The organism is Streptomyces sp. NPDC048192 (assembly GCF_043202415.1).
In the GTDB taxonomy this organism is placed as follows: Bacteria; Actinomycetota; Actinomycetes; order Streptomycetales; family Streptomycetaceae; genus Streptomyces.
Window position 1 is genome coordinate 50,644 of sequence record NZ_JBIDAL010000006.1, and the last position, 26,681, is coordinate 77,324.

A 26,681-nucleotide genomic window follows, 5' to 3' on the forward strand; every position below is an offset into this window, starting at 1 on the left:
ACTCCCCCCGCCTGGGGGCTTGCCGCCCCAGTACTGCATGCACCTCCCCCGGGTGGAGCGGCAAGCAAGCGGCTCACGTGGTCCGCCGAAGCGGGGCTGCCCGTCAGCAGTCCCGAAGCTCCGGCGACTGGTTGAGCAACTGACTGCGCACCGAGGTGAAGCGGGCCAGCGTCTCGTCCACCGAGGCGTCCAGCGGGAACACCGCCACCCGGTGGCAGTTCTGGAACGCCAGCCGCACGCCGAAGTGCCGCTGCAGGGCGCCGCGGATGGCGTCACTCGCGAGCGCACGCAGCAGCTGACCGCGTGCCTGCTCGTCCGGCGGGGGCGTCTGGTTGTCGGCGAACGGTCCGCCGTCGACCTTCAGCTGGGCCACCAGGGAGCTGATCATCTCCCATGCGTAGGGCAGGGAGGTCCGGACGCAGTCGACGAATGCTGCTTCGTCGACCTCGCCTCGCTCGGCCTGTTCGAGTAGGGCCGGTGAGACGTCGAGCGACATGGGTTCTCCTCTCGCACCCCCGAAGAGCAGGGGTTGCCGGACGGGTAAGGGAGTTCGCGATATCGAACACGCTCAGTACCTATGCGGCGACCTCCCGTTCACTACCGTAGGCAACGGTCGGTGACCACACCAGCAGAATGCGTATATGGAACGATCCCTTTACAGGCACAATCGGCCAGGGATGAACAAGAGTTTCCAGGGACAATTGGGGCGATCGATCGGGAGCGGGACGGGCGGATCGCGCGCACCTCAGGCCGTCGAGTAGCGTTGCCGACCATGCGTCTCGTCATTGCCCGATGCTCGGTCGACTACGCCGGCCGGCTCACCGCCCACCTGCCCTCGGCACCCCGCCTGATCCTGGTCAAGGCGGACGGCAGCGTCTCCATCCACGCCGACGACCGGGCCTACAAGCCCCTCAACTGGATGTCGCCGCCCTGCACGCTCAAGGAGGGCACCGGCGAGGAAGAGGGCGTGTGGACCGTCGTCAACAAAGCGGGCGAGAAACTGATCATCACGATGGAGGAGATCCTCCACGACTCCTCGCACGAACTCGGCGTGGACCCGGGTCTGATCAAGGACGGCGTGGAAGCGCACCTTCAGGAGCTGCTCGCCGACCGCATCGAGACGCTCGGCGACGGATACACGCTGATCCGGCGCGAGTACATGACGGCGATCGGCCCGGTGGACATCCTGTGCCGGGACGCGGAGGGGCAGACGGTCGCGGTCGAGATCAAGCGCCGGGGCGAGATCGACGGCGTCGAGCAACTCACGCGCTACCTGGAGCTGTTGAACCGCGATCCCCATCTCGCCCCGGTCCGCGGCGTCTTCGCCGCCCAGGAGATCAAGCCCCAGGCCCGCGTCCTCGCCACCGACCGCGGCATCAACTGCCACATCCTCGACTACGACGCCCTGCGCGGCATCGAGGACGACAAACTCCGCCTGTTCTGACCGGGCTGCGGCCGGCGCCGCGGCGCTCGTGCCCGCAGCGCCGGGCCCGCGTCACATCACCGTGCCCGAGCCGGTCGGGGTGCCCGTGCCCGTGCTCTGGGACGCGCTCGCGGGGACGGTGGACGCCGGGCCGCTTGCCGTGTCCGTCGTGGTCGGGCTCGACGACTGGCTCGGCGTAGGCGTCGGGGTGGGCGACTTGGACGGCGAGGGCGAGGTCGGCGTGCCCGAGGGGGACGTCTTCGTCGGCGTCGGCGAACCCGGCTTCGTCGTACGGGACTTGGACGGCGTCGGCGTCGTGCCCCCGCCCCCCGTGCCCTTGGTGTGGCTCGGACTGGTCGAGGGGGATGTGGTCGGCCGGGGCGGGGTCGGGTCGTCCGTCGTGCCGTAGGTGCCGTCGGGGCCCGGGTCCGTCGGATGCGTCACCGGGGCGGCCGAGCCGGTGCCGGCCCGTGGGGTCTGGTTGGGGTCGGCGCCCAGCGAGCCGTCGGACGAGTCCTGGCTCGCCGAGGGGTTGACGTCGACCTTGCCGGCCGGGTTCTTGCCGGCGTTGTCGTTGGAGGTCATGCCGAGCGTGACGACCGTACCGAGCACAGCGGCGAGCAGGGCCCCGGAGCCGGCCGCGACGAGGTTGCGGCGGGCCAGCCGGCGGAAGCCGCCGCCGGCCGGCGCGGCGGCCGGGAGCCGGCGGGTGACCAGGGGGTCGCCGAGGGGCACGTACGGCGGCGGCGCCGACTCCTCGTGGCGTATCTCCGGCTGCTCCTCCCCCGCCGTCGCCGCGATCCCCGGCACGTCGCCCGAGAGGTCGGCGACGAGGGCGAGGGCGCGCCGGCCGGCGACCGTGCCGCGCTTGTCCGCGAGCGCGCCGCGCAGCCCGATGGACGCCTCCAGCTCGGCGCGGGCCCGGTCGAGCCGGCCGCCGCACAGCGCGAGGACGCCCAACTCGTGGTGGAAGTAGGCCTGTTCGGACACCTCACCGGCGAGCCGGGAGGCCTCGGCGCCGGAGCGCAGGGCGCGTTCCCAGGCGCTCCAGTGCAGCCCGGCGGCGAACGCGGGCGCGGCCGTGCGGGCCAGCCGTACCGCGCAGCTCTGTTCCCCTTCGGCGGCCGGAACGGTGTGCGGCACGATCGCGGCGAGCGCGGCCAGCACCGCGTCGGCCTCCGCGCACACCCGCTCGGGGGTGACCGACGGATGCCCGGCCCACCAGGCGTAGTGCTCGGCGGCGGCCAGCGCCTGGGCCTGGGCGTCGTCGGCGTATCCGGCGGCCTCCAGCTGGGTCAGCACGCCCGCCGCGAGCCGGTAGCGGGCGCCTACCGGGGAGACCAGTCCGCAGGCGGCCAGCTCGCCGAGGGCGGCGTCGGCATGGGTGTCGCCTATCAGGGCCGGCAGATGCGCCTGGTGCGGCACCTCGCCGCCGAGGGCGACGGCGAAGCGCAGGGTGGCGCGGGCGGAGGCGCTGAGCCGGGAGGCGAGCAGCGGGGCGGGCGCGGCGGCCTCGCCGAGGGAGGGCAGCGGGACGTCGTCGGCCGTCTCCACGGGCAGTTCGGCCGGGGGGCGTACGTCCTCGAAGACGCCGTACTCGTCCACCGCCCCGGCGCCGGCCCGCAGCTGGTCGCGCTGCCGGAGCAGCGCGCCGGCCTGGACGAACCGCAGCGGCAGGCCCTCGGACTCGAACCACAGGTCGCCGGCCCAGTTGGCCTCCTCCTCGGTGAGGACGCGGCCCGCGGTGCGCTCCAGGACCTCCTCGCCGCCGGCCCGGTCGAGGCCGCTGAGGAAGACCTCCTCGACCTCCGACTCGGGGGAGGGCGGGGGCACGTCGGGGGTGGCGCCGATCAGGAACGCGCACTCGGGGGTGGCGTCGAGCAGTTCGTCGAGGGCGGCGCCGCCGAACTCGACGTCGTCCAGGACGACGACCGCGCCGATCTCCCTCACGAGCGCGCGCAGCTCGTCCGGTTCCAGGCGGTGGCGCGGGCTGTCGTAGACGGCGTGGAAGAGGTCGTACAGGAGGTCGTGCGCGGTGCGGTGGAAGCCGTTCAGGCGCACCACGCCGTCGGGGGCGAGGTCCTGGCAGTCCTCGCCGACGAGGTCGAGCAGGGCGGTGCGGCCGGAGCCGCCGGGCCCGGTGAGCCGGACGGAGCGGCCGCGCGCCAGCAGCCGGACCAGGCGCTCGCGTTCGTCCTGGCGTTCCACCAGCGACAGCGCCGGCTGGGCGGGGCCCGGCGGCACGGGCGGCCGGGCGGCCCGCTCGGTCTCGGCGCGCTCGGCGGCGGTGCGCTTGCGGGGCCGCCCCGGGCGTTCGACGGGCGGGCAGGGTTCTATCTCGCTGCCGTCGACGGGGTTCACCGTCAGCAGCAGGTCGCCGGAGACGACGTGCGCCGTGCGGGCGAGCGACGGCGTGCTCTGGGCGAAGTCGGAGGTCAGGGATTCCCGGGGCGGGCGGCGGCTGTGCGCCTGGCCGTGCTCCTCGGGTCCCGCGTCGATCGGGTCCATAGGTTCAAGCCCCCCAAAAGCGTCGTGTGCCCGTGATGTCCGGCCCCTCCCGGCCTTGTCGCACACCGCGCTGTCGCTTCTGGTCCGGGCCCGCTCGATCGAGGGTTGCGAGACGGCGGGCGACCGAACCCTAAACCTTCGCACAGTATCTCCGACAGGGCGGGGTGCCGTGCGGTCCGAGACGTCACAGTCCGGTGAGGATTGCCCGCGACGTGCGCTTCGGCGGCTGCGTCCGGGTCTCCCCCGTCGCCCGTTTCACACCTGCTCGCACGGTTGCGCCGCGGCCCCGCGGGCCCGAGCCGGCGCCGTACGGCACCCGAGCCGGCCGTCCGCCCCGCCGGCCGCACCCGCCCGACGCGTCCCTCCGGGCGCCGTACGCCCCCCAAGGTCACACCCGGGGCAGCGACTCCACTCCGATGCCGCCCTCGATGGCGAGGATGCGGTGCAGGCGGGTGGCGACCAGCAGGCGCTGCATCTGCGGCGGGACACCGCGCAGCACCAGACGGCGCCCGCAGCGGCCGGCCCGCCGATGGGCGCCCATGATCACGCCGAGTCCGGTGGCGTCCCAGGAGTCCAGTTCGGACAGGTCGAGCACCAGGTCGCCGACGCCGCCGTCGACGGCCGAGTGCAGGGCCGTACGGGCGTCCGCCGCGCTGCGGACGTCGAGGCGGCCCCCGACGACCAGCTCGGCGTGGTCGCCCCTGATGTGCATATGCGCTCCCCGTTGAGTGCGGTTGGCTACTCCGTGACGTTGCACCGTCTGACTGTGTCAGTGGTGGTGCGGTTGCTGCTTGTAAGCGAACCGATACCGAATTCACCCCGGGGGGTGATGTTCCCGGGGTGAATGTCGGTGACGGGTCGCCTCAGTACTTGTAGAAGCCCTGCCCGCTCTTGCGGCCGATGTCACCGGCGTCCACCATCCGGCGCATCAGCTCCGGCGGGGCGAACTTCTCGTCCTGGGACTCGGTGTAGATGTTGCTGGTGGCGTGGAGCAGGATGTCGACGCCGGTGAGGTCGGCGGTGGCGAGGGGGCCCATGGCGTGCCCGAAGCCCAGCTTGCAGGCGAGGTCGATGTCCTCGGCGGTGGCGACGCCCGACTCGTACAGCTTGGTCGCCTCCACGACGAGGGCCGAGATGAGCCGGGTGGTGACGAAGCCGGCCACGTCGCGGTTGACGACGATGCAGGTCTTGCCGACGGACTCGGCGAACTCGCGCGCGGTGGCGAGGGTTTCGTCGCTCGTCTTGTAGCCGCGGACCAGCTCGACGAGCTGCATCATCGGCACCGGCGAGAAGAAGTGGACGCCGACGACCCGCTCGGGGTGCTCGGTGGCCGCCGCGATCTTGGTGATCGGGATGGCGGAGGTGTTGGAGGCGAGCACGGTCTCCGGGCGCACGATCTTGTCGAGGGCGCGGAAGATCTCGTGCTTCACTTCGAGCTTCTCGAAGACGGCCTCGACCACGACGTCGGCGTCGGCCGCCGCGTCCAGGTCGGTGGTCGGCGTGATGCGGGCGAGGGCGGCCTCGGCGTCGTCCGCGGCCAGCTTGCCCTTGCTCACGAACTTGTCGTACGAGGCCTTGATGCCGTCGGTGCCGCGCTTGAGCGCGTCGTCGGTGACGTCGCGCAGGACGACGTCCCAGCCCGCCTGCGCGGCGACCTGAGCGATCCCGGACCCCATGAGACCGGCCCCGATGACGGCGAGCTTCCCTGCCACTCCGACTCCCTCGAACGCGCTCCAAGTCTGCTTCTCCGGCGGACCCTAGCGCTCCGACACCGCTGTGTGAGCGGTTAGTAACGCGTGTCACGGTCTCAGAGGGTGAGACACCGGTCACGTCCGATACGACAGGCTCGGCGGGCCCCCGGTCGGCGGATCCGACGGGATGCGTGCCCGGGACACGGAAAGGTCAATTCCCCGGGAATCGGCGTCGCTTGGCGGCACGGACGGCTCAGGAAGCCGCCCGTACGGCATAGTTCAGGACCTTTTCCCCCAAGAGGTCCTCGATGTCGTCCAGGAGGACCAGTACCTCTCGGGACACTTCGGCCGGTTTGCTGCCGGCGAGGAGGCGGCGGCCGATGGTGGTGAAGACGGTCTGGTGGATCCAGCAGATCTGACCCGCGATCAGGCCGGGCAGCGGGTCGGTGTCGGCGGCGCCGGTCTCCTGGCGCAGGGCCGCCTCCAGGGCGTCGTGGATCTCCTGCTGGAGGCTCCACAGCCGGGAGCGCAGCGGCGGGGCGTCGTGGATCACCCGCATGAAGCGGTCGTAGCCCTCCATGAGACCGACCCGTGGGGAGACGGCCTCGACCTCCTCGCGCAGTTCGCGCAGTACGGCGCGGGCGGCGGACTCCCCCGGGTCCCGGCCGCGCACCCAGCGGGCGAGCCGGTCGACCACCCCGGCGGAGCGGTCGAAGAAGAGGTCCTCCTTGGCGGGGAAGTAGTTGTAGACGGTGTTCACGGAGACGTCCGCCGCCTCGGCCACGTCCGCCATGGTCACCGCCATGAAGCCGCGCTCGATGAACAGCCCTGTGGCGATGTCCGAGATGCGCTGCCTGGTCTCGCGCTTCTTCCGCTCCCTGAGCCCCTCTGCCATGGCGTCATCGTAGATCGGCAGCGCTGACTTGGTGGCTATGAAAAGTTGGTGACATTGCAATTTTTGGGTGGCTCTGTTTTTCTGGGGGCATGGCAGCAGTCATCAGCGCGGCGGGACTCGCGCGCACCTTCCAGAGCAAGACCGGCCCCGTCGAGGCCGTGCGCGGTGTCGACCTCGCCGTCCAGGAGGGCGAGATCCTCGGCTTCCTCGGACCCAACGGCGCCGGCAAGACGACCACCCTGCGGATGCTCACCACCCTGCTGAAGCCGACCGGCGGCGCGGCCACCGTCGCCGGGCACGATCTGGCGACGGACCCGGCGGGGGTGCGCGCCGCGATCGGGTGCGTCGCCCAGTCCGGCGGGGTCGACCCGCAGATCACCGTGCGGGAGGAGCTGGTCACCCAGGGGCGGATGTACCGCCTGCCGAAGGCCGAGGCGGCGCGGCGCGCTCAGGACCTGGCGCGGGAGCTGGGCCTCACCGGGTTCCTCGACCGGAAGGCCGGCGCCCTCTCCGGCGGGCAGCGGCGGCGGCTGGACATCGCGATGGCGCTCACCCACCGGCCGAAGGTGCTGTTCCTGGACGAGCCGACGACCGGGCTCGACCCCGGCAGCCGCGCCGACCTGTGGGACCTGGTCCGCCGGCTGCGCGACGAGCACGGCACGACCGTCTTCCTGACCACCCACTACCTGGACGAGGCCGACGCCCTCGCCGACCGCCTGGTGGTCGTGGACCGGGGCGCGGTCGCCGCCGAGGGCACGCCGTCCGCGCTCAAGCTCCGGTACGGCGGATCCATCGACGCCTCCCTCCAGGACACCTTCCTCGCCATCACCGGACGCGGGCCGGTCCCGGCCGACTCCGTCCCCGTAGCCGTCTAGGAACCCCCGATGCTTCTGCACGACACGGCCCTCGTCTACGGCCGTTATCTGCGCCAGTCGCTGCGCTCCCGGTTCGCCCTGCTGTTCGGGGTGCTCACGCCGCTGCTCTACCTGGTCTTCTTCGGTCCGCTGCTGACGCGTCTGCCGCTCGGCGGCGCGGGCAGCTCCTGGCAGGTGCTCGTGCCCGGCCTGCTGCTCCAACTCGGCCTGTTCGGTGCCCTGTTCTCCGGGTTCGCGGTCATCGTGGAGAAGGGGCAGGGGGTGGTGGAGCGGATGCGGGTCACCCCGGTCAGCCGGCTCGCGCTGCTGCTCGGCCGGGTGCTGCGCGACGCGACGGTCCTCGTCTTCCAGGCGGTGCTGCTGGTGCTGGCCGCGCTGCCGATGGGGCTGCGCGCGCCGCTCGCCGGCGTCCTGATCGGCTTCGGCTTCGTCGCCCTGCTCACCCTGTCGCTGGCCTCGCTGTCGTACGCGCTCGGCATGAGGGTCCGCACACCGCAGGAGTTCGGCCCGCTGATCAACATGGTGTCGATGCCGTCGATGCTGCTGTCCGGCCTGATGCTCCCGATGACCCTGGCGCCCGCCTGGCTGGACGTGCTGTCGCACTTCGTGCCGTTCCGCTATCTGGTGGACGCGGTGCGCGACGCGTACGTCGGGCAGTACACCAGCGCGCACATGCTCTACGGCGTCCTGGTCGCCGTCGCCTTCGCGGCGGCGGCGGTGACGGTGGGCACACGGGTGTTCCGGACGGCCGGGGCGTAACTACGCTGGTCGCATGGTCAATCTGACGCGCATCTACACCAGGACCGGCGACAAGGGCACCACGGCGCTCGGCGACATGAGCCGGGTCGCCAAGACCGATCTGCGGATCTCCGCCTACGCCGACGCCAACGAGGCCAACGCGGTGATCGGCACCGCGATCGCGCTGGGCGGCCTGGACGCGGAGGTCGTCAAGGTGCTCACGCGCGTCCAGAACGACCTGTTCGACGTGGGCGCGGACCTGTCGACGCCGGTGGTGGAGAACCCGCAGTTCCCGCCGCTCAGGGTGGAGCAGTTCTACGTCGACCGGCTGGAGGCGGACTGCGACCGCTTCAACGAGCAGCTGGACAAGCTCCGCTCCTTCATCCTGCCCGGCGGCACCCCGGGCGCGGCCCTGCTGCACCAGGCCTGCACGGTCGTACGCCGCGCCGAGCGCTCCACCTGGGCGGCCCTGGAGGCGCACGGCGACACGATGAACCCGCTCACGGCGACCTACCTCAACCGGCTGTCCGACCTGCTGTTCATCCTGGCCCGCGTGGCGAACAAGGAGACCGGGGACGTGCTGTGGGTGCCGGGCGGGGAGCGCGGCTGAGCCGGCCCTCCGGCACCGTGGGACCCCGGTGGGCAGAGCCGGCCGCGCCCACCGGGGCCCGCGCGGGTCAGCGGGCGGTGTCGCTCGCGGCGTCCCGGTCGGCCGCCGCGGCCGCCGACTCGGCCGCGTCCACCTTCTTCCGCATCTCCGCGTAGCCGGAGGGCGCGGGCGTGCCGGACACCGATGGCGTCTTCGGGGAGGCGGCGTCGTGGTGGGCGCAGCCCGCGGTGAGCGCCGCGAGCAGGGCCACCGCCGGCAGGGCGGCCGCCGCCCGCCGCGCCCGCATCAGCTCGCCGCCTTCCCGCCGCCGTCGGCCTGGCACCAGGTGCGCACGTCGCCCAGGTCCTTCTGGCGCTGCTTCAGGGTGGTCACCAGAGACTTGCGGAACTCCAGCCGGTCCTTGAGGAAGGTGGCGACCGCGGTGTGGCCCGCCTTCTCGGCGTTGTCCACCCGCTGCTGCAGCCGGGCGATCGAGCCACGGGTGCCGGGCCCGGCGTCCAGCCGCTTCAGGGCGCGCTCGATCCGGCGGTCGATCCTCGGCACCCGCTTGCACAGCTTCTGCGCTCCGTCGCCGGTCGGGGCCGGCTTCGGCGTGCTGTCGGCCGACGCGGTCCCGGCGGTGCCGGCCACCGCCAGTACGGCCGCCATCGCGCCGCCCGCGAGCAGCGTGCGCGTACGTCGTCGTGCGTTCATCGGTCTCTCCGTTTCCCTCCCGGACCGGCCCGGTCGCCGGTCCGGCCGCTTTCCGGACGGGCGGGTCGCCGTCCGTACGGGACGGAGGCTAGGGACGGTCTTTGGGGAAACTCTGTGACCGGTTTGCCCCGGCTGCGCCGATCAGCCAGTCGCGTCGGGCCGGCAGTGCCCCGCCCTCCGCGGGCAGGCCACCGCCGTCCGCGGGCAGCCGTACCGTGAAGCGGGCGCCGGTGCCGTCCGGGCCGTCCGTGACGGTGACGCTCCCCCGGTGCAGGGCCGCCTGCTGGGCGACGAGGGTGAGGCCGAGCCCGGAGCCCGCGCTGTCCGGGCCCCGCCGGAACCGATCGAAGATCCGGGCGCGGGCGTCGGGCGGCACGCCGGGACCCTGGTCGTCGACCGTGACGAGGAGCCCGTCCTCGGCTCCGGTCACGCCGACCCGCACCCGTGCCCGGCCCGCGGCGTCGCGGCCGTGGGCGAGGGCGTTGCCGAGCAGGTTGTCCAGCAGCAGCCTGAGGCCCGGTTCCCAGCCGTGCACGGTGAGCCCGGGTGCGGCGTCGAGGGTGATGTCCGCGTCCGGGGATCGGCGGCGGGCCTCGGCCACGGCCGCGTCGGCGAGGTCGGAGAGGTCGACGGGCCGGAACGCGTCGGCCTCCACCAGATCCGCCCGGCCCAGGTCCCGCAGCATCTCCAGCAGGCCGAGCAGCCGGGCGTGTTCGCGGTGCAGGTCGGCCAGCACCTCGGCGCGCTCCGCCGCCGGCAGACCGGGGTGGGCGGTGAGGATGTCGAGGTTGGTGCCCATGCTCATCAGCGGGGTGCGCAGTTCGTGCGCGGCGGCCGAGGAGAAGGAGCGGGCGGTGTCCAGGGCCTGGCCGGTGCGGGCGGCCTGTTCGTCGTAGCGGGCGAGGACGGTCCTGAGGGTCGCGGCGAGTTCGTCGACCTCCCGTACGCCGGTGCGTTCCTCCGGCAGCCGGGCGGTGCTGGTGCGCGGATCGAGTCCGGCGGTGCGACGGGTGAGGCGGGCGAGGGGCGCGCTCGCCCCGGCGGCCAGGCCCCAGGCGAGCAGTCCGGACAGGGGCGCGGCGAGCACGGCGCTGAGGATCACCCGGTTGCGGACGAGCCGGACCTGAGCGCGGTCGACGCTGTCGGGCGCGAACAGCCACAGGGTGCCGGAGGCGCCGGGGGTGCGGATCTGCCGGACGAGGGCCCGCCAACTGCGCCCGCCGGAGCGGACGGTGACGAAGCCGGCGGACTTCTCGGGCAGGGTCACGGACGGGTCCGGCTGGGGGCCGCCCCTGAAGGCGGCGCCCGGTCCGACGAGCCGTACGCCGACGTCGAGAGCCGTGCTGAACAGCCGCCGCTCGCGGGTGTCGGCGGCCTTGGGCCGGCCGTTCGCCGAGGCCCGCAGCAGGGCGCGGGCCTCGGGACCCAGGGCCACGGCGCGCTGCTGGAGGTGCCGGTCCTCGGCCCGGTGCAGATCCCGGGCGACGAGGCCCAGCAGCAGTCCGCCGGCGGCGAGGACCAGCAGTGGGACGGTGCAGCCGACGGCGAGGGCGATCCGGGTGGAGAGCCTCATGGCCGTTCCCTCAGCACGAAGCCCACGCCGCGCACGGTGTGGATCAGCCGGGGCCGCCCCTCGGCCTCCAGTTTGCGCCGCAGATAGCTGACGAAGGTGTCGACGGCGTCGGTGCGCACGTCGAAGTCGTAGCCCCACACCCGTTCCAGGAGCTGGTCGCGGGTGAGGACGAGGCCGGCGTTGCGGGCGAGCACCTCCAGCAGTTCGAACTCGCGCCGGGTGAGGTCCAGCGGGCTGCCGTCCCGCTCGGCGGTGCGGGCGGCGGGGTCGACGACCAGGTCCGCCACCCTGAGCCGATCCCGGCCGGCCGGCGGGCGGCGGCGCAGCAGGGCGCGCAGCCGGAGCACCAGTTCCTGCAGGGCGAAGGGCTTGACGAGGTAGTCGTCGCCGCCCGCCTGGAGGCCGGCGATCCGGTCGGCGGTCTCGTCCAGCGCGGAGAGCATCAGCACCGGCAGGTCCCGGCCCTCGTCGCGCAGCCGGGTGCACACCTCGATGCCGCTCATGCCGGGCATCGACACGTCCAGCACCAGCACGTCGGGCGGTACGTCCCGGATCGCGGCCAGCGCCTGCGGCCCGTCGGCGGCGGTCCGCACCGCGAACCCGCTCAGCCTCAGGCCGCGCTCCAGCGAGCGCCGGATGGCCGCGTCGTCGTCGACGACCAGCACCGCGCCCTGCCCCGCCGCGTCCGTCATGTGCCCCTCCTCGTCCGCCGGGTCAGCGTACGACCCGGTGCCGGGAGCGCGGCAGGCCAGGTGGGCGATCCGGTGCGGGGGGCGCAAGCGGCGGCTGCGGCGCGGGAGTTGGGGATCAGGCGAGCCGTACCGGCCAAGTGGTCCAGACCTATTGACCCGTGGTCCAGACCTTTCTACTCTCGCAGCACCGTGGGCGTGAAGGCTCAGTCATGCTCACGACATCCTCAACTCCCCCTAGCGAGGAGGCGCAGCATGCGCTTCAGACACAGAGCCGCGGCAGGGTTCGCGACCCTGTTGCTCCCCCTGGCCGGCCTCGTCGGTCTCGCGAGCCCCGCCCAGGCCGCGACCAACGCCACGGCCACCTACACCAAGTCCAGCGACTGGGGTACCGGCTTCGGCGGTCAGTGGACCATCAAGAACACCGGCTCCACCAGCATCAGTTCGTGGACCGTCGAGTGGGACTTCCCCTCGGGGACGTCCGTCACCTCCGCCTGGGACGCGGACGTCACCAGCTCCGGCACCCACTGGACCGCCAAGAACAAGTCCTACAACGGCACCATCGCCCCCGGCGCCTCCGTCTCCTTCGGCTTCAACGGCTCCGGCTCCGGCTCGCCGAGCAACTGCAAGCTCAACGGCGACAGTTGCGACGGTACGACGGTCCCCGGTGACGCGGCGCCCTCCGCGCCCGGCACGCCGACCGCCTCCGACGTCACCGACACCTCGGTCAAGCTCTCCTGGGGCGCGGCCACCGACGACAAGGGCGTCAAGAACTACGACGTCCTGCGCGACGGCAAGGTCGTCGGCACCGTGACGACGACCTCGTACACGGACAGCGGCCTGACCGCCGGCACCGACTACTCCTACACCGTGCAGGCCCGCGACACCGCCGACCAGACCGGCCCGGTCAGCGGCGCGGTCAAGGTGCACACCACCGGCGGCACCACCACTCCCCCGACCACCGGCGACAAGGTCAAGCTCGGCTACTTCACCGAGTGGGGCATCTACGGCCGCAACTACAACGTCAAGAACCTGGTGACGTCCGGCTCGGCGGCGAAGATCACCCACATCAACTACGCCTTCGGCAACGTGACGAACGGCCAGTGCGCGATCGGCGACTCCTACGCCGACTACGACAAGGCCTTCACCGCCGACCAGTCGGTGAGCGGTGTCGCCGACACCTGGGACCAGCCGCTGCGCGGCAACTTCAACCAGCTGCGCGAACTGAAGGCCAAGTACCCGAACCTCAAGGTGCTGTGGTCCTTCGGCGGCTGGACCTGGTCCGGCGGCTTCGCCCAGGCGGCGGCCAACCCGGCGGCGTTCGCCGACTCCTGCTACAAGCTGGTCGAGGACCCGCGCTGGGCCGACGTCTTCGACGGCATCGACATCGACTGGGAGTACCCCAACGCCTGCGGCCTGTCCTGCGACACCAGCGGGGCGGCGGCCTTCAAGAACGTGATGGCCGCGCTGCGCGCCAAGTTCGGCTCCAAGGCCCTGGTCACCGCGGCGGTCACCGCCGACGGCTCCTCCGGCGGCAAGATCGAGGCCGCGGACTACGCCGGCGCCTCCCAGTACGTCGACTGGTACAACGTGATGTCGTACGACTTCTTCGGCGCCTGGGACGCCCAGGGCCCGACCGCCCCGCACTCCCCGCTCACCTCGTACTCCGGCATCCCGAAGGCCGGCTTCGACACGGCCGACGCGATCGCCAAGTACAAGTCCGTCGGCGTCCCCGCGAGCAAGCTGCTCATCGGCATCGGCTTCTACGGCCGCGGCTGGACCGGCGTCACCCAGGACGCCCCGGGCGGCACGGCCACGGGACCTGCGGCCGGCACCTACGAGCAGGGCATCGAGGACTACAAGGTGCTCAAGTCGTCCTGCCCGGTCACCGGCACCGTCGCGGGCACGGCGTACGCCCACTGCGGCAGCAACTGGTGGTCGTACGACACCCCGTCGACCATCGCCGGGAAGATGAGCTGGGCCAAGTCCCAGGGGCTCGGCGGAGCCTTCTTCTGGGAGTTCAGCGGCGACACCAGCAACGGCGAACTGGTGAACGCCATCAGCAGCAACCTGTAGGCGAGCAGTCTCCGCTCAGTGGCCGCGTTCGCTCCCCCTCGGCTTCGTCCGGGGGAGGGTGAATGCGGCTACGCCACATTCACTCGCTGTCCGGGCGGGGCTGCTTCCAGCCACGCGAGGAATCCGGTCAGCGCGTCTTCGCTCATGGCGAGTTCGAGGCGCGTGCCCCGATGGGTACAGGCGAGGACCACCGCGTCGGAGAGCAGCGCCAGTTCCTCCTCGCCCTCGGGCAGCCGGCGGCCGGCCACCTCGATCTGCGCGCGCTCCAGGGTGCGGCGCGGGCGGAAGGCGTAGGAGAAGACCCGGTACCACTCGATCCGGTCGCCGTTGTAGCGGGCGACGCCGTAGGACCAGCCCTTGCCGCCCGCGTCCGGTTTCTCGGACACGTCCCAGCGCAGGGAGCAGTCGAAGGTCCCGCCGGAGCGCTGGATCAGCCTGCGCCGCAGCCCGAAGAGGAACAACCCCACCACCACGAGCGCGACCACGATCCCGCACACAGTCAGAGCGAGGACCATCGGCACCGACCTCCTCGTCTCCTCGGTAGTGGAACTGCTTCTGCGCTTGAGTAATGAAACGGAAAAAACACCCACATCTGCCTCAGCCGCGACCGGCACCGGATTGCTCCGGGCCGGCCGCGGCTGAGTGACGTCATACGGCGGACGAGTGTGGGCTCAGCTCGCCGCCGCCGCACGCAGGCGGACATCCGCGCGGCGCTCGGCGGCGGCGTCGCCCTCCGCCTTCGCGCGCTCCAGCTCCCGCTCCGTCCGCTGGACATCGATCTCGTCCGACAGCTCGGCGATCTCGGCCAGCAGGGACAGCTTGTTGTCCGCGAACGAGATGAAACCGCCGTGCACCGCGGCGACGACCGTTCCACCTTCACTCGTACGGATGGTCACCGGGCCCGACTCCAGCACACCGAGCAGCGGCTGGTGACCGGGCATGACGCCGATGTCGCCGGACGTGGTGCGCGCGACGACCAGGGTGGCCTCGCCGGACCAGACCTGGCGGTCGGCGGCGACCAGCTCGACGTGCAGCTCAGCAGCCAAGGGTGGCTCCTCGGGTCACCACCCGGCGGGGGTGCCGGGTGTTGGGGTCAATTCTAGTGGGCGTGGAGAGAGGGGCTGGACACACCCCGACGGGTGCGCCCGCGCCCCTCTCACATGAACTCGGCGAGTTCAGGAGACGCCCAGCTCCTTCGCGTTCTTCTTCAGGTCCTCGAGACCACCGCACATGAAGAACGCCTGCTCGGGGAAGTGGTCGTACTCGCCGTCGCAGATCGCGTTGAACGCGGCGATCGACTCCTCGAGCGGCACGTCCGAGCCGTCCACGCCGGTGAACTGCTTGGCGACGTGGGTGTTCTGGGACAGGAAGCGCTCCACGCGACGGGCGCGGTGGACGACGAGCTTGTCCTCCTCGCCGAGCTCGTCGATACCGAGGATCGCGATGATGTCCTGGAGGTCCTTGTACTTCTGCAGGATCCCCTTGACGCGCATGGCGCACTCGTAGTGGTCCTGCGCGATGTAGCGCGGGTCCAGGATCCGGGACGTGGAGTCCAGCGGGTCCACGGCCGGGTAGATGCCCTTCTCGGAGATCGGACGGGACAGAACCGTCGTCGCGTCGAGGTGGGCGAAGGTGGTGGCCGGGGCCGGGTCGGTCAGGTCGTCGGCGGGGACGTAGATCGCCTGCATCGAGGTGATCGAGTGACCGCGGGTCGAGGTGATGCGCTCCTGGAGGAGGCCCATCTCGTCGGCCAGGTTCGGCTGGTAACCCACCGCGGACGGCATACGGCCGAGCAGCGTGGAGACCTCGGAACCGGCCTGCGTGAAGCGGAAGATGTTGTCGATGAAGAACAGCACGTCCTGCTTCTGGACGTCGCGGAAGTACTCGGCCATGGTCAGGCCGGCCAGCGCGACGCGCAGACGGGTGCCCGGGGGCTCGTCCATCTGGCCGAAGACCAGCGCGGTCTTGTCGATGACGCCCGAGTCGGACATCTCCTCGATCAGGTCGTTGCCCTCACGGGTGCGCTCGCCGACACCGGCGAACACGGAGACACCGTCGTGGTTGTTGGCGACACGGTAGATCATCTCCTGGATGAGCACCGTCTTGCCGACGCCGGCGCCGCCGAACAGACCGATCTTGCCGCCCTTGACGTACGGGGTGAGCAGGTCGATGACCTTGACGCCCGTCTCGAACATCTCGGTCTTGGACTCGAGCTCGTCGAAGTTCGGGGCCTTGCGGTGGATCGGCCAGCGCTCGCCGTCGTAGGTCTCGTCGACGTTCAGCACCTCACCGAGGGTGTTGAACACCTTGCCCTTGGTGAAGTCGCCGACCGGCACGGTGATCGGCGCGCCGGTGTCGACGACCGGGGCCTGGCGGACCAGACCGTCGGTCGGCTGCATGGAGATCGCGCGGACCAGGCCGTCACCCAGGTGCTGGGCGACCTCCAGGGTCAGCGTCTTCTTCTCGCCCTGGTTCGCCGGGTCGGCGACCTCGACGTGCAGGGCCTGGTAGATGTCCGGCATCGCGTCGACGGGGAACTCCACGTCGACGACCGGGCCGATGACCCGGGCGACGCGGCCCGTAGCCGTCGCGGTCTCAACAGTGGTGGTCATTTATCGGTCACTCCCCGCGGTCGCGTCGGCCAGGGCACTGGCGCCACCGACGATCTCGCTGATTTCCTGGGTGATTTCGGCCTGGCGGGCCTGGTTGGCAAGCCGGGTGAGCGTCTCGATGAGCTCTCCGGCGTTGTCCGTGGCCGACTTCATCGCGCGCCGCGTGGCGGCGTGCTTCGAAGCGGCCGACTGGAGCAGCGCGTTGTAGATGCGGCTCTCCACATAGCGCGGCAGCAGGGCGTCGAGGACGTCCTCCGCCGAGGGCTCGAAGTCGTACAGCGGGAGGATCTCCCCCTTGGGGGCGGCCTCCTCCGCGACCTCCTCGAGGCGCAGCGGCAGCAGCCGGGCGTCCAGCGCCGTCTGCGTCATCATCGAGACGAACTCGGTGTAGACGATGTGGAGTTCGTCCACGCCGCCGTCCGCCGTCTCCTTCTCGATGGCCTCGATCAGGGGCGCCGCGACCTTCTTGGCGTCCGCGTACGTCGGCTCGTCGGTGAAGCCCGTCCACGACTCCGCGACCTTGCGCTCACGGAAGTTGTAGTGGGCGACACCGCGCCGGCCGACGATGTACGTGTCGACCTGCTTGCCGTCGCGCTCCAGGCGCTCGGTCAGCTGCTCCGCCGTCTTGATGGCGTTGGAGTTGAAGGCGCCGGCCAGGCCACGGTCGCTCGTGAGGAGCAGGACCGCGGCACGGGTCGGGTTCTCCGCCTCCGTGGTGAGCGGGTGCTTGGTGTTCGAGCCGGTGCCGACCGCCGTGACCGCGCGCGTCAGCTCGGTCGCGTACGGCGTGGAGGCCGCCACCTTGCGCTGCGCCTTGACGACGCGCGAGGCGGCGATCATCTCCATCGCCTTCGTGATCTTCTTGGTCGCGCTGACGGATCGGATGCGACGCTTGTAGACCCGGAGCTGGGCTCCCATGAGTCAGGTCCCTTCCTTACGTCACTTGGCGGCAGCGGCAGGAACGTCCTCGCCGAGCAGCTTGCCGTCGCTCGTCTCGAACTGCTTCTTGAACTCCGCGATCGCGTCGGCGACGGCCGTGAGCGTGTCGTCCGACATCTTGCCGCCCTCCTTGATGGAGGTCATGAGCGGCTGGTGCTTGCGGTGCAGGAACTCCAGCAGTTCCTTCTCGAAGCGGCGGATGTCGACGACCGGGACGTCGTCCATCTTGCCGGTGGTGCCGGCCCACACGGAGACGACCTGGTCCTCGGTGGACATCGGCTGGTACTGGTCCTGCTTGAGCAGCTCGACCATGCGCTGACCGCGCTCCAGCTGCGCCTTCGACGCGGCGTCCAGGTCGGAACCGAAGGCCGCGAAGGCCTCCAGCTCACGGAACTGGGCCAGGTCGACGCGCAGACGGCCGGAGACCTGCTTCATCGCCTTGTGCTGGGCGGAACCGCCGACTCGGGAGACGGAGATACCGACGTTCAGCGCGGGACGCTGACCGGCGTTGAACAGGTCCGACTCCAGGAAGCACTGGCCGTCGGTGATGGAGATGACGTTGGTCGGGATGAACGCCGAGACGTCGTTGGCCTTGGTCTCGACGATCGGCAGACCGGTCATCGAGCCGGCGCCCATGTCGTCGGAGAGCTTGGCGCAGCGCTCCAGCAGCCGGGAGTGCAGGTAGAAGACGTCACCCGGGTAGGCCTCGCGGCCCGGCGGACGGCGCAGCAGCAGGGACACGGCGCGGTAGGCGTCGGCCTGCTTCGACAGGTCGTCGAAGATGATCAGGACGTGCTTGCCCTGGTACATCCAGTGCTGGCCGATGGCCGAACCGGTGTACGGCGCCAGGTACTTGAAGCCGGCCGGGTCGGACGCCGGGGCGGCGACGATGGTCGTGTACTCCAGGGCGCCGTTCTCCTCCAGCGAGCGGCGCACGCCGGCGATGGTGGAGCCCTTCTGGCCGATGGCGACGTAGATGCAGCGGACCTGCTTCTTCGGGTCGCCCGAGCGCCAGTTGTCGCGCTGGTTGATGATCGTGTCGACGGCCAGGGCGGTCTTGCCCGTCTGGCGGTCACCGATGATCAGCTGACGCTGACCGCGGCCGATCGGGGTCATCGCGTCGACGGCCTTGTAACCGGTCTCCATCGGCTCGTGCACCGACTTGCGCTGCATGACCGTGGGGGCCTGCAGTTCCAGCGCGCGCCGGCTGTCGGTCTCGATCTCGCCGAGGCCGTCGATCGGGTTGCCGAGCGGGTCGACGACGCGGCCGAGGTAGCCCTCGCCCACCGCGACGGAGAGGACCTCGCCGGTGCGGGAGACCGACTGACCCTCCTCGATGCCGCTGAACTCACCGAGGACGATGGCACCGATCTCGCGCTCCTCGAGGTTGAGGGCGAGGCCGAGGGTGCCGTCCTCGAACTTCAGCAGTTCGTTGGCCATGGCCGAGGGAAGACCCTCGATCTTCGCGATGCCGTCGCCGGCAAGGGTGACCGTACCGACCTCCTCGCGCGAGGCCGCGTCCGGCTTGTACGACTGGACGAAGGTCTCCAGTGCGTCCCGGATCTCCTCCGGCCGGATCGTGAGCTCCGCCATCTGGGTTCCCTGCTCTCCTTGTTGGGCCCGAAGTTTCACTTGGGGGGTATGGGCACACCCCCCAATAGGAGGTGAATCCTCTGCACGGCCCAACCAGGGCCGTAAGTAAGTACTGACTCTTGAGTTGCTAGCTCGCCATGCGACGGGCGGCGTCGTCCAGCCGGTCCGCGAGGGAGCCGTTGATGACCTCGTCGCCGACCTGCACCCGGATACCGCCGATCACCTCGGGGTCCACGTCCAGGTTGAGGTGCATCCGACGGCCGTAGAGCTTGGCGAGGGCGGCGCCGAGGCGCTGCTTCTGGCCGTCGCTCAGCGGCACCGCCGAGGTCACGACGGCGACCACACGGTCCCGTCGCTCGGCGGCCAGCTTGGACAGGGACTCCAGTCCCGCTTCCAGGCTACGTCCCCGCGGCGCGGTCACAAGGCGCGTCACCAGACGCTCGGTGATCGGCTTGGCCCGTCCGCCGAGCAGCCGGTGCAGCAGCTCGGTCTTGGCCTCGCGGGCGGCGGCACGGTCGGTCAGCGCGGCGCGCAGGTCGGTGCTGGAGGAGACGATCCGGCCGAACCGGAACAGCTCGTCCTCCACCTCGTCGAGGTTGCCCCGCTTCTCCGCGGCCGTGAGGTCGGCGACGTCCGCCAGCTGCTCCAGCGCGTCCACCAGGTCGCGCGGCTGCGACCAGCGGGAACGCACCATCCCGGCGACCAGGTCGGCGGCGGGCCCGCTGACCTGGCTGCCGAACAGACGCTGGACGAGGCCGGCCTTGGCCTCCGCGGACTTCGCCGGGTCGGTGAGGACCCGGCGCAGCCCGGCCTCGCGGTCGAGCAGCGCGGTGACGGCCGCCAGCTCGTCGGCGAGCGCGGTGGCGTCGACGGACGTGGAGTCCGTCAGCGCGTCGAGACGCTCACGTGCGGCTGCCAGGGCCTCGCGGCTCGCTCCGTTCATCGCGTGGCCTCGGCCTTCTCCTCGAGCTCGTCGAGGAAGCGGTCGATCACGCGGCTCTGGCGGGCGTGGTCCTCGAGGGACTCGCCGACGAGCTTGCCGGCCAGTTCGGTGGCGAGCCGGCCGACGTCCTGCCGGAGCGTGGCAGCGGCGACCTTGCGGTCGGCCTCGATCTGGGCGTGGCCGGCGGCGATGATCTCCTCACGCTGCCGCTGGCCCTCGGCCCGCATCTCGGCGATGAGCGCGGCACCCTGCTCCTGCGCCTCCTGGCGCAGGCGCGCGGCCTCGTGCCGGGCCTCGGCGAGCTGGGCCTTGTACTGCTCAAGGACGCTCTGGGCCTCGACCTTCATGGCGTCGGCCTCTTCGATACCGCCTTCGATCGCCGCGCGGCGCTCCTCCAGAACCTTGTTGATGTTCGGAAGCAGCTTCTTCCAGAAGAAGAAGAACACGATGGCGAAGGCGATGGTGCCGACGAGCAGCTCGGGACCCGGGGGAACGAGCGGGTTCTGCTCGGTCTCCTCGGCCGCCAGCTGTACCAGGTTGGCGATCACATCAGTGCCTTTCGTCGATTCGTGTCAGGTAAGGGGTGATTACTTACCGAACACGAACGGCATAACGATGCCGATGAGGGCGAGCGCCTCACAGAAGGCGAAGCCCAGGATCTGGTTGGCACGGATCAGGCCGGCGGCCTCGGGCTGACGGGCGAGGGCCTGGGTGCCGTTGCCGAAGATGATGCCGACGCCGATGCCGGGGCCGATCGCAGCGAGGCCGTAGCCGATCGAGCCGACGGAGCCGTGGACACCAGCGGTGGCGGCGAGGGTCTCAAGAGCAGCGGACATGCCGGTTCTTCCTTCTCTTTACTGGACCGGTGGGGGTTGGCCACCGGACGTCTGGGGGGTTGGCGGAGGTGGTACGACTCAGTGGTGCTCGGCGAGAGCGCCCTGAATGTAGGAGCAGGCCAGCAGCACGAAGACGTACGCCTGGACGGCCTGGACGAAGAGCTCGAAGCAGATCATGGCCATCGTCATCACGAAGGAGACGCCGGCGCCCACGACCAGCCAGCTGTTCAGCAGGTACCAGGAGGCCACGGTGAACATGACCAGCATCAGGTGACCGGCGAACATGTTGGCGAAGAGTCGCACCGCGTGCGTGAACGGGCGGACCAGCAGGTTCGAGAAGAACTCGATGACCATGACGAGGGGCAGCACGGCGCCGAGCGACTTGTCGTAGCCCGTGACGTTCTTGAAGAAGCCGACGAACCCGTGCTTCTTGAAGGTGAGCGAGACCCAGGTGATGTAGACGACCGCGGCGAGGACCGCCGGGTAGGCGATGACCGAGGACACCGGGAACTGGGCCAGCGGGATCACGGACCAGACGTTCATGATCCAGATGAAGAAGAACAGCGAGACCATGAACGGGACGTACTTCTCGCCCTGGCGCTTGCCGAGGGTCTCGTAGACGATGCCGCGGCGCACGAAGTCGTAGCCGGCCTCGCCGATCATCTGCAGCTTGCCCGGGACGACCTTCGCCTTGCCGAAAGCGGCCCAGAAGAAGGCGACGATCAGCACGGTGGTGACGAGCGCGAGCAGCATCACCTTGTTGAACTCGAAGCCCCCGACCGTGGCGAGCGGCTTGAACAGGAAGGACTGCAGGCCCGGGGCCGGGAAGCCGCATCCGTTGTCGGACATGACCCGACAACTCCAGTCGAAGGCGAGCTGGGTCTGGTCAGCACTCACCGCGGGCTCCTTCGGCATGACGCATGGGTACGGCAACCTCGTTGTGTCGGCGCGGCGCACGGCCGCGGATCGGCACCGGACTGGTGTTACGGATGTGGGGGCGGCTGGGGGGCATCGAGCCTCGCGATAGAGCAGGCGTCAGCTCAGATGCCCGCGCCCGCGATGCCGCAGTTGGCACCGGACGATAGCAGGAGATCTCACAAGCCTTTATCCCGCCCCTACTCCTCACGACGACGGCCCTGTCTTCTCGGGCTTCTCGCTCTTCCGGGAGTCCGGGTCGATGTAGAAGATCTTGGCCTTCATATGGGCGCGCGCCTGCGCGGCCATCCACACGACGGTCGCGACGACGAGCGACACGGCGAACGTCTTCGCGTTGAAGAGAGAGGTGTCCTTGAAAACAGCGACGAAGATCAGGAGAAGCAGCAGCTGCGCCACATAGAGCAACAGGCCCATCATCTGGAACAGCTGCGGGAGCGTTTTTGCCGTCCACTGGAGCACGTACAGGCCGATCCCCATGAACAGAATCGCCAGCAGCGTGCCGACGACCGCGCCGAGCGCGCCCTTGCCCCCCGCGACCGCGGCGCTCACGGCGACGGCGATCACGCCGGCAGCCGCTGCGGGCACAGCGATCTGCGCAAGGTTCCGGACGTCATTGGACGGCATGGCGGCAACTCCGCTTTCACAAGGGGGCAGGGTGTCGTCATGGACGAGCGTAGTCCCGGGCTGAGTGATCGAACTCCTCAGGCCGAGGGGCCCACGCACTTGGGTCCTTCGACTCTCTCCGGGTTCTCGTGAACCGTATCACAAACTATTTGATGAGGTCTTTACCCGTGACGTGTGCTTACTCTCACACATGAGAGTGACCCTGCGCGTCTGTGCAGAAACCGGGCCCATTTGTCTGGTAATGGGGGCTATGTTCCCCCACGACTTGGCAATGCTCTAGTCAGATTCTTACCTTGAGCGTCTCAGTCACGGTCAACGAAACGCGAACGGGCGCCCAGCGCCGTCGCTCCGTTGACGCCCGAGACCCCGGCCGTGACCGGCGCCCGCCGAGCGGTCTCCTGGGTCTCCTGCTGCTCGCCGGACTCCATCGCCACGGCCGCCTCGGCCGCCCGGCGCCGCGGCCGGTACCGCGGCGGCACGAACCGCTGCGCCCACACCGGCACCCGCGGCGTGAAGCGCGGAAGCAGCAGCAGGACCAGACCGACCGCGCTGAGGAAGACCACGCCGAGCACGATCCACATCGAGGCGGAGTTGACCGAGTACGCCAGCGCGCCGAAGGCGATCAGCGCCGACCAGAAGTACATGATCAGCACGGCCCGGCTGTGCGAGTGGCCGATCTCCAGCAGCCGGTGGTGCAGATGCCCGCGGTCGGCCGCGAACGGCGACTGGCCGCGCCAGGTGCGCCGGACGATCGCCAGCACCAGGTCGGCGGCCGGCACCGCGATGATCGTCAGCGGCAGCAGCAGCGGGATGTAGACCGGAACCGTCGCGTGCACCGCGGCCTTCTCGGAACCCACGTACAGGTTCAGCGCGTCCGGGTCGAGCTGCCCGGTGATCGAGATCGCACCGGCCGCCAGCACCAGCCCGATCAGCATCGAGCCGGAGTCGCCCATGAAGATCCGCGCCGGATGCATGTTGTGCGGCAGGAAGCCCAGGCACATGCCCATCAGGATCGCCGCGAACAGGGTGCCCGGAGCGGCGGCCTCGATGCCGTACGAGTACCAGATCCGGTAGGCGTACAGGAAGAACGCGCCCGCCGCGATGCACACCATGCCCGCCGCGAGACCGTCCAGGCCGTCCACGAAGTTCACCGCGTTGATCGTGATGACGACGAGCGCCACGGTCAGCAGCGTGCCCTGCCACTGGGTCAGCGCCACGTTGCCGACGCCGGGGATGGGCAGCCACAGGATCGTCAGACCCTGGACGACCATCACGCCCGCGGCGATCATCTGGCCGCCCAGCTTGATCAGCGCGTCGATCTCGAACTTGTCGTCCAGGACGCCGATCAGCCAGATCAGCGCCGCGCCGGAGAGCAGGGCGCGCGGCTCGTTCGACTTCGCGAAGACCTCGTTGAGGTTGGTCAGGTGGTCCGCGACCAGCAGGCCCGCGCACAATCCGAAGAACATGGCGATACCGCCGAGCCGCGGAGTGGGTTCCCGGTGCACGTCACGGGCCCGGATCTCCGGCATCGCCCCGGCCACGATCGCGAACTTCCGCACCGGCCCTGTCAGCAGGTACGTCACCGCGGCCGTGATGCAGAGCGTCAGCAGGTATTCACGCACAGGCTTCCCCACGGGTCTCGCTGGCCATCACAGCCCCACACCCTAGCGATGGACGTATATGGATGGGGACTTCCGGGTAGCCACGATGGTTGCACGGGTGGCTGTGGACCACGTCGCACACCGGGGTGTACGTCAGCCCGCCTACCCCCGTTCAGGCCGGATACGGCGGAAAAGCGGCTGTGAGACCGCGCACCTCCTCCCGGGCCGCGGCCGGCTCGGTCTCCCCGCGCAGCACGGCCGCCGTCAGCGCGGCGATCCGCACCATCTCCGGCTCCCCCATGCCCTGGGTGGTCACCGCGGCCGTACCGAGCCTGAGGCCCCGGCCGTCGCCGTGCGGCAGCGCGCAGCAGTCCATGACCAGTCCGGCCGCCAGGAGCCGGCCGCGGGCCGTCCGGCCCTCCACGCCGAGCGGGGCCGGGTCCGCGACGATCAGGTGGGTGTCGGTGCCGCCGGTGACCACGGTGAGGCCCTCCGCGGCCAGGTGACCGGCCAGCACGCGCGCGTTGGCGATCACCTGACGGGCGTACGCGGCGAACGCCGGCGTCGCCGCCTCGCCGAACGCGACGGCCTTCGCGGCGATCGTGTGCATCTGCGCACCGCCCTGGGTGAAGGGGAACACCGCCCGGTCGACCCGCTCGGCCAGTTCCGGGGAACCGCACAGGATCATCCCGCCGCGCGGGCCGCGCAGCACCTTGTGGGTGGTCGCGCACACGAGGTCGGCGTACGGCACCGGGTTCGGCGCCGCGCCGCCCGCGACCAGCCCGATGGGGTGGGCGGCGTCGGCGATCAGATAGGCCCCGACCTCGTCGGCGACCTCGCGGAAGAAGGCGTAGTCGATGTGCCGGGGGTAGGCGATCGAACCGCACACGATCGCCTTCGGCCGGTGGCCCAGGGCCAGGTGGCGCACCTGGTCGTGATCGATCAGCCCGGTCTCCGCGTCCACGCCGTAGCCGACGAAGTCGAACCAGCGGCCGGAGAAGTTCGCGGGCGAGCCGTGCGTGAGGTGGCCGCCGTAGTGCAGGCCGAGGGCGAGGACGGTGTCGCCGGGGCGCAGCAGGGCGGCGTAGGCGGCCAGGACGGCCGAGGAGCCCGAGTGGGGCTGGACGTTGGCGTGGTCGGCGCCGAACAGTTCCCTGGCGCGGTCGATGGCGGCGCGCTCGGCGACGTCGGCGAGTTCGCAGCCGCCGTGGTGGCGGGCGCCGGGATAGCCCTCGGCGTACTTGTTGGCGAGCGGCGAGCCGAGGGCGGCGAGCACGGCCGGCGAGCAGAAGTTCTCGGCGGCGATCAGCTGCAGGGTGGTGGACTGCCGGTGCAGCTCGGCCAGGAGGATCTCGGCCATCGCCGGGTCCTGTTTCCGCAGGACGTCGGTCTCGAGGGTGGGGGTGACCGACATGGCGGGCTCCCGGGCGGTCGGTGGTGACGTAGGTCCAATGTAGGCCTGCGATGTCCGCTGTGCCCGGTATCTGCGTCCTGTGGCCTATGTGCGCGCCGGTACCCCCGTCAGCGCCGTCACCACCGGGTCCAGCGCCTCCCGTATCTCGTCGCCGATGGACCGGAAGAACGGCAGCGGCGCCCCGTACGGGTCGTACACCTCGTCCGCCTCGGCCGTCGGGGCCAGGAGCCACCCGCGTAGAGCGGCGGCCGCGCGGACCAGGGCCCGCGCGCGCATGACCACGCCGTCCTCCAGCGGCGGGAGCGTGGCGGGGTCTATGGCCCGGACCAGGCGGGTGAACTCCTTCAGGGTGAAGGTGCGCAGGCCCGCCGAGTGCCCCATGGAGATGACCTGGGCGCGGTGGTCGCGGGTGGCCGTCAGCACCAGGTCGGCCCTGATCACGTGCTCGTCCAGCAGCTCGCGGCCGTGGAACCCGGAGGCGTCCGCGCCGAACTCGGCCAGCACGGTCTCCGCGTTCGCCTCCATCGGGGCGCCCTCGTGGCCCCAGGTGCCCGCGCTCTCCACGATGAGCCCGCCGCCGAGCACGCCGAGCCGCTCCGCGACGAAATGGCGGGTCAGCCGCTCGGTGATGGGCGAGCGGCACACGTTGCCGGTGCTGACGTGGAGGATGCGGAAGGTGTCGCGCGGAAAACCGAACGTCGTCGTCTGTTCCGCCGCGCTCTCCCCGGTGCCTATGCCACGCCCCGCCTCAGGGGCCGTCAATTCGCCACCTCGAGGTCGGGTACGACCTTGCGCAGCTCCTCCGGCGAGATCGCGCCCTCGCGCAGCAGCAGCGGCACCTCGCGGGAGACGTCCACGATGGAGGACGGCACGTTCTCCGGAGTGGGGCCGCCGTCGAGGTAGACGGAGACGGAGTCGCCGAGCATCTCCTGGGCGGCGTCACAGTCCTCCGGCGCCGGGTGGCCGGTGAGGTTGGCGGAGGAGACGGCCATCGGGCCGACCTCGGTGAGCAGTTCGATGGCGACCGGGTGCAGCGGCATGCGCACGGCCACCGTGCCCCGGGTGTCGCCGAGGTCCCACTGCAGGGACGGCTGGTGCCTGGCGATGAGCGTGAGGGCGCCCGGCCAGAACGCATCGACCAGTTCCCAGGCCTGCTCGGAGAAGTCCGTGACGAGGCCGTGCAGCGTGTTCGGGGAGCCGATGAGGACGGGGGTGGGCATGGTGCGGCCCCGGCCCTTGGCGGCGAGCAGGTCGGCGACCGCCTCCGAGGAGAACGCGTCGGCGCCGATGCCGTACACCGTGTCGGTCGGCAGCACCACCAGCTCGCCCCGGCGGACGGCGGACGCGGCCTCGCGCAGACCCGTCGCGCGGTCGGTCGCGTCGTTGGTGTCGTATCGCCGTGCCATCTTCAG

At 70.8% G+C, this 26,681-nt stretch carries 28 protein-coding genes; 5 read left to right on the forward strand and 23 right to left on the reverse strand.

Annotated elements, in window-relative coordinates:
- Positions 1-103: 103 nt before the first annotated feature.
- Positions 104-496 carry an SCO5389 family protein gene (locus ACGFZN_RS13570; protein WP_030656147.1) on the reverse strand — a complete coding sequence of 131 codons (393 nt, stop codon included), beginning with the start codon at positions 494-496 and terminating at the stop codon, positions 104-106.
- 276 nt (positions 497-772) lie between these two features.
- On the opposite strand from ACGFZN_RS13570, the gene nucS reads away from it, so the two are divergent.
- Positions 773-1,444, forward strand: a complete 672-nt coding sequence (nucS, locus tag ACGFZN_RS13575; RefSeq protein ID WP_393858623.1) for an endonuclease NucS — start codon at positions 773-775, stop codon at positions 1,442-1,444.
- Between the two features lie 51 nt (positions 1,445-1,495).
- On the opposite strand, the gene ACGFZN_RS13580 is transcribed toward nucS, so the two are convergent.
- The 4 genes from ACGFZN_RS13580 to ACGFZN_RS13595 all read right to left on the reverse strand — a co-directional run bounded on the left by ACGFZN_RS13580 (position 1,496) and on the right by ACGFZN_RS13595 (position 6,517).
- Entirely contained in the window at positions 1,496-3,931 is a 2,436-nt protein-coding gene (locus ACGFZN_RS13580; protein WP_393858624.1) for an ATP-binding protein, read from the reverse strand.
- 388 nt (positions 3,932-4,319) lie between these two features.
- Positions 4,320-4,643, reverse strand: a complete 324-nt coding sequence (locus ACGFZN_RS13585) for an STAS domain-containing protein (protein WP_330337777.1) — start codon at positions 4,641-4,643, stop codon at positions 4,320-4,322.
- Positions 4,644-4,794: 151 nt separating this feature from the next.
- Positions 4,795-5,643 (reverse strand): 3-hydroxyacyl-CoA dehydrogenase family protein, encoded by an 849-nt coding sequence (locus ACGFZN_RS13590; protein ID WP_393858625.1) that lies wholly within the window; start codon positions 5,641-5,643, stop codon positions 4,795-4,797.
- A gap of 232 nt (positions 5,644-5,875) precedes the next feature.
- A complete protein-coding gene (locus ACGFZN_RS13595) occupies positions 5,876-6,517 on the reverse strand; it encodes a TetR/AcrR family transcriptional regulator (RefSeq protein WP_393858626.1) in 642 nt (213 codons plus the stop codon).
- A gap of 89 nt (positions 6,518-6,606) precedes the next feature.
- Here ACGFZN_RS13595 and ACGFZN_RS13600 point away from each other — a divergent pair, with 89 nt between their 5' ends.
- From ACGFZN_RS13600 to ACGFZN_RS13610, 3 genes are read left to right on the forward strand one after another with little or no spacing between them, the layout of a single operon-like run.
- Positions 6,607-7,392 carry an ABC transporter ATP-binding protein gene (locus ACGFZN_RS13600; RefSeq protein WP_393858627.1) on the forward strand — a complete coding sequence of 262 codons (786 nt, stop codon included), beginning with the start codon at positions 6,607-6,609 and terminating at the stop codon, positions 7,390-7,392.
- Positions 7,393-7,401: 9 nt separating this feature from the next.
- Positions 7,402-8,151 (forward strand): ABC transporter permease, encoded by a 750-nt coding sequence (locus ACGFZN_RS13605; protein WP_393858628.1) that lies wholly within the window; start codon positions 7,402-7,404, stop codon positions 8,149-8,151.
- Positions 8,152-8,164: 13 nt separating this feature from the next.
- On the forward strand, positions 8,165-8,740 hold the full coding sequence (locus ACGFZN_RS13610) for a cob(I)yrinic acid a,c-diamide adenosyltransferase (RefSeq protein WP_393858629.1): 576 nt from the start codon (positions 8,165-8,167) through the stop codon (positions 8,738-8,740).
- A 67-nt stretch (positions 8,741-8,807) separates the two neighbouring features.
- Here ACGFZN_RS13610 and ACGFZN_RS13615 read toward each other — a convergent pair whose 3' ends face one another.
- The 4 genes from ACGFZN_RS13615 to ACGFZN_RS13630 form a co-directional block, all read right to left on the reverse strand.
- On the reverse strand, positions 8,808-9,026 hold the full coding sequence (locus ACGFZN_RS13615; RefSeq protein ID WP_393858630.1) for a hypothetical protein: 219 nt from the start codon (positions 9,024-9,026) through the stop codon (positions 8,808-8,810).
- Positions 9,026-9,433: a hypothetical protein gene (locus ACGFZN_RS13620; RefSeq protein WP_393858631.1), complete on the reverse strand. Its 408-nt coding sequence runs from the start codon at positions 9,431-9,433 to the stop codon at positions 9,026-9,028. The genes ACGFZN_RS13615 and ACGFZN_RS13620 overlap by 1 nt, the downstream gene beginning before the upstream one ends.
- Positions 9,434-9,521: 88 nt before the next feature.
- Complete coding sequence (locus tag ACGFZN_RS13625) at positions 9,522-11,006, reverse strand: sensor histidine kinase (RefSeq protein ID WP_393858632.1); 1,485 nt, start codon at positions 11,004-11,006, stop codon at positions 9,522-9,524.
- The gene (locus ACGFZN_RS13630; RefSeq protein WP_393858633.1) at positions 11,003-11,698 is read right to left on the reverse strand and encodes a response regulator transcription factor; all 696 of its coding nucleotides are present in this window, start codon (positions 11,696-11,698) and stop codon (positions 11,003-11,005) included. The genes ACGFZN_RS13625 and ACGFZN_RS13630 overlap by 4 nt, the downstream gene beginning before the upstream one ends.
- Before the next feature lie 252 nt (positions 11,699-11,950).
- Here ACGFZN_RS13630 and ACGFZN_RS13635 point away from each other — a divergent pair, with 252 nt between their 5' ends.
- On the forward strand, positions 11,951-13,771 hold the full coding sequence (locus ACGFZN_RS13635) for a glycosyl hydrolase family 18 protein (protein WP_393858634.1): 1,821 nt from the start codon (positions 11,951-11,953) through the stop codon (positions 13,769-13,771).
- 68 nt (positions 13,772-13,839) lie between these two features.
- Here the strand turns inward: ACGFZN_RS13635 and ACGFZN_RS13640 are convergent, their stop codons facing one another.
- The 14 genes from ACGFZN_RS13640 to ACGFZN_RS13705 form a co-directional block, all read right to left on the reverse strand.
- Positions 13,840-14,286 carry a DUF2550 domain-containing protein gene (locus ACGFZN_RS13640; RefSeq protein WP_393858635.1) on the reverse strand — a complete coding sequence of 149 codons (447 nt, stop codon included), beginning with the start codon at positions 14,284-14,286 and terminating at the stop codon, positions 13,840-13,842.
- Positions 14,287-14,442: 156 nt separating this feature from the next.
- Entirely contained in the window at positions 14,443-14,817 is a 375-nt protein-coding gene (locus tag ACGFZN_RS13645) for a F0F1 ATP synthase subunit epsilon (protein WP_270081641.1), read from the reverse strand.
- Positions 14,818-14,946: 129 nt separating this feature from the next.
- Complete coding sequence (gene atpD / locus ACGFZN_RS13650) at positions 14,947-16,383, reverse strand: F0F1 ATP synthase subunit beta (RefSeq protein WP_393858636.1); 1,437 nt, start codon at positions 16,381-16,383, stop codon at positions 14,947-14,949.
- The gene (locus tag ACGFZN_RS13655; protein WP_393858637.1) at positions 16,384-17,301 is read right to left on the reverse strand and encodes a F0F1 ATP synthase subunit gamma; all 918 of its coding nucleotides are present in this window, start codon (positions 17,299-17,301) and stop codon (positions 16,384-16,386) included. It lies immediately after the preceding gene.
- A 21-nt stretch (positions 17,302-17,322) separates the two neighbouring features.
- On the reverse strand, positions 17,323-18,915 hold the full coding sequence (gene atpA, locus ACGFZN_RS13660) for a F0F1 ATP synthase subunit alpha (RefSeq protein ID WP_393858638.1): 1,593 nt from the start codon (positions 18,913-18,915) through the stop codon (positions 17,323-17,325).
- A gap of 127 nt (positions 18,916-19,042) precedes the next feature.
- The gene (locus tag ACGFZN_RS13665) at positions 19,043-19,858 is read right to left on the reverse strand and encodes a F0F1 ATP synthase subunit delta (RefSeq protein WP_393858639.1); all 816 of its coding nucleotides are present in this window, start codon (positions 19,856-19,858) and stop codon (positions 19,043-19,045) included.
- Positions 19,855-20,406: a F0F1 ATP synthase subunit B gene (locus ACGFZN_RS13670; protein WP_360155089.1), complete on the reverse strand. Its 552-nt coding sequence runs from the start codon at positions 20,404-20,406 to the stop codon at positions 19,855-19,857. The genes ACGFZN_RS13665 and ACGFZN_RS13670 overlap by 4 nt, the downstream gene beginning before the upstream one ends.
- A 39-nt stretch (positions 20,407-20,445) precedes the next feature.
- On the reverse strand, positions 20,446-20,694 hold the full coding sequence (atpE, locus tag ACGFZN_RS13675) for an ATP synthase F0 subunit C (RefSeq protein ID WP_023546735.1): 249 nt from the start codon (positions 20,692-20,694) through the stop codon (positions 20,446-20,448).
- A gap of 78 nt (positions 20,695-20,772) precedes the next feature.
- Entirely contained in the window at positions 20,773-21,543 is a 771-nt protein-coding gene (gene atpB / locus ACGFZN_RS13680; RefSeq protein WP_393858977.1) for a F0F1 ATP synthase subunit A, read from the reverse strand.
- Between the two features lie 273 nt (positions 21,544-21,816).
- Complete coding sequence (locus ACGFZN_RS13685) at positions 21,817-22,254, reverse strand: hypothetical protein (RefSeq protein WP_393858640.1); 438 nt, start codon at positions 22,252-22,254, stop codon at positions 21,817-21,819.
- A 302-nt stretch (positions 22,255-22,556) separates the two neighbouring features.
- Complete coding sequence (locus ACGFZN_RS13690; protein WP_393858641.1) at positions 22,557-23,876, reverse strand: MraY family glycosyltransferase; 1,320 nt, start codon at positions 23,874-23,876, stop codon at positions 22,557-22,559.
- Positions 23,877-24,027: 151 nt separating this feature from the next.
- The gene (glyA, locus tag ACGFZN_RS13695) at positions 24,028-25,269 is read right to left on the reverse strand and encodes a serine hydroxymethyltransferase (RefSeq protein WP_393858642.1); all 1,242 of its coding nucleotides are present in this window, start codon (positions 25,267-25,269) and stop codon (positions 24,028-24,030) included.
- Positions 25,270-25,353: 84 nt separating this feature from the next.
- Positions 25,354-26,031, reverse strand: coding sequence for a protein-tyrosine-phosphatase (locus ACGFZN_RS13700; protein WP_393858643.1), 678 nt, complete (start codon positions 26,029-26,031; stop codon positions 25,354-25,356).
- Positions 26,028-26,675 carry an L-threonylcarbamoyladenylate synthase gene (locus ACGFZN_RS13705; protein WP_393858644.1) on the reverse strand — a complete coding sequence of 216 codons (648 nt, stop codon included), beginning with the start codon at positions 26,673-26,675 and terminating at the stop codon, positions 26,028-26,030. The genes ACGFZN_RS13700 and ACGFZN_RS13705 overlap by 4 nt, the downstream gene beginning before the upstream one ends.
- Positions 26,676-26,681 lie beyond the last annotated feature (6 nt).